Source organism: Corynebacterium gottingense (assembly GCF_003693265.1).
GTDB lineage: Bacteria > Actinomycetota > Actinomycetes > Mycobacteriales > Mycobacteriaceae > Corynebacterium > Corynebacterium gottingense.
Window position 1 is genome coordinate 1 of the sequence record NZ_RDRE01000087.1, and the last position, 2,365, is coordinate 2,365.

Annotated in this window: 3 protein-coding genes; 1 reads left to right on the forward strand and 2 read right to left on the reverse strand. The window is 66.4% G+C overall.

Annotated elements, in window-relative coordinates; all coding sequences use genetic code 11:
- The first annotated feature begins 267 nt into the window (after nt 1-267).
- Nucleotides 268-1,356, forward strand: coding sequence for an HNH endonuclease signature motif containing protein (locus EAW56_RS11730; protein WP_122086735.1), 1,089 nt, complete (start codon nt 268-270; stop codon nt 1,354-1,356).
- Nucleotides 1,357-1,375: 19 nt separating this feature from the next.
- On the opposite strand, the gene EAW56_RS11735 is transcribed toward EAW56_RS11730, so the two are convergent.
- Together EAW56_RS11735 and EAW56_RS11740 are read right to left on the reverse strand one after the other, a co-directional pair.
- Nucleotides 1,376-1,600: a hypothetical protein gene (locus EAW56_RS11735; protein WP_122086738.1), complete on the reverse strand. Its 225-nt coding sequence runs from the start codon at nt 1,598-1,600 to the stop codon at nt 1,376-1,378.
- Between the two features lies 1 nt (nt 1,601).
- Nucleotides 1,602-2,365 (reverse strand): carbohydrate ABC transporter permease (locus EAW56_RS11740; RefSeq protein ID WP_147453315.1); only part of this gene is annotated, 764 nt, incomplete at its 5' end.

The following is a 2,365-nucleotide window of genomic DNA, read 5'->3' on the forward strand; positions in this document are numbered from 1 at the left end:
CGGTCACGCCCATCTCGCCGGCGCCCTCCTGTGCGAGGGCCGGCTGCGCGGCGGCGATCATGGCGGTGGCAGTTGCTGCGGCGATAAACGCCCTGGTTGCTCGTTTCATAGCATCAGTTGTAGCACTATCCTGTGCGCGCGCTGCCTTGAAACCCCGAAACCTTATTAGACGTTGAAAACACCCCTCCGGTTCCCTGCTCGGCCGAAAGTGGAATCCTTCTCACAAACCATTGAACCCGCAGGTCAGGGGAGTTTATGCTGTGTGGCATGACGCTTCTCGACGACCTGATCACCCTCGACAACCGCGGTATCGACCTTGTTGCCGCGGCCGCGTCGTCAAGCGCCGAGACCCTGATCTCTCGCGGCATGGACCCCGACCGCGCCGCCCAACTTGCCACCGCCGCCGAGGTCTTCTTCGCCCCGGTGCGCAACCGTCGGGCGCAGACCGCCTGCATCGACGCCGCACGCGACCGCGGCCACCGGATAGACACCCTCGCTTTTATCGCCCGCTCGTCGCGCAGCCTGACCAAGGATGCGGATCGCTGGAAATACCGCCGCGCCCTGTGCGAGACCGACGGCGATTTGCGCACCATCATGCGTGCTGCGAAGAAACTGAAAAAGCAACTCGCCCCACCTACTCCGCGGGCGCCGAAAGCAAGCATCACCTACCACGACAAGGGACTGTCCACCCTGCACGTGACGGGGCGTACCAGCGACGTGCTCGCCGCCTACCACGCAGCACGCCTTGACCCGGCAGCCTGGCTGACCGGTGATGCCACCACCCGTGCTGCCGCACCTGCGGTCACCACGGTGCTTAACATGGACATCGGCGAGTTCGCCACCTGGCGCACCCACCCCGACAACGCCGCCGAGATCCAGGTGCAGCTGACCAACGGCGAGTGGCTCAACGGTGCCGAGTTGGTCAACCGGAAGCTCAACAAGGCGGGCTATATCGCGCTGATCTCGCCGACTGACGGGCCGGTCAACCTGTATGCCACCACCCTTGCTGGGGATGACCCGGCCAACCCGAGGCGGGCGACTCGGGAGCTGCGGCTGTTGATGAGTGCGGACGGGCCGACATGCGCCTGGGCGGATTGCCACCAGCCGGCGGATGTCTCCGAGGCACACCACCTGACTGAGTGGGCCAGCGGGGGTGGGACGGAGATTGGGAACCTGTGTTGGTTGTGCACGTATCATAATCGGCAAAACGGCAGGCCAGGCCGCGGCCGGATGCACCGGCACCACGGGCGCATCACGTGGCAAAGCCCGACCGGGTATCGAATACCCGGCGGGGTCGATCACGCCGACCCCGACAGACGCGAACAACGCCTCGCCCACACCCCAGCAACCACGTAGCGCCAGTAACCCCTGGCGCCTATTGGGGTGTCTGGGTGTCGTCGTCAAGCGCTGAGTTGCGCCACGCCAGCCAGCGGCGAACGAGCCACCACTCGGCGAGCGCGAGCGCGCCGGCGAGCAGGCCTGGCCAGATCGCGGGTTGGTCGCGGAACACGTTGACCAGCCCCTGCACGAGGGCGAGGAGGGCGAAGAAGCCGACGAACCCGACGATTGCCTGCCACATCAGGTCTGTGCGCTGGTCCATGCTAACCCTTCACGCCGCCGGCGGTGAGGCCTGCGACGATGCGCCGCTGGAAGATGAGCACCATGATGATCAGCGGCACGGTCACCAGCGACCCCGCCGCCATGATCGCCGCGTACGGGTACTCGAACGCGCTCGGCCCAGAGAAGCGCGCGATCGCCACCGTCACCGGCTCCGTCGAGGTGTTGGACAGCTGCCTGGCCAGCATGAACTCGTTCCACGTGGTGATGAACGCGATGATGGCGGTGGTGAAGATCGCGGGCGCGGCCAGCGGCAGCAGCACGAGGCGGAACGCCTGGCCGCGGGTTGCGCCGTCGACGCGCGCTGCCTCCTCGAGCTCCCAGGGCAGCTGCTGGAAGAACGAGATGAGCGTGTACACGGTCAGCGGCAGTGCGAACGAGATGTTCGGGATGATCATCGCGCGGTAGGTGCCGATCCACCCGAGGTCGCCAAACAGCTGGAACAGCGGCGTGACCAGCGCGATCCCCGGGAACATCGACGCGGCGAGGATGATGCCGGTGACGATGCCCTTGCCGGGGAAGTCGAGGCGGGCGAGCGCGTACGCGGTGAACACGCCGACGAGCACGGCAAGCGCGGTGGTGGTCAGCGAGATGAGCAGCGAGTTGCCGATCGCCCCGAGAAAGTCGTTGCCCTTGTCGGTGGCGAGCGCGTCGCGGAAGTTGTCCAGCGTCACGTGCGTCGGCCACGGGGTGGTGTCGAAGGTGTGCGCTTGGTCGCGCAGCGCGGTCACGAGCATCCAGTAGAAGG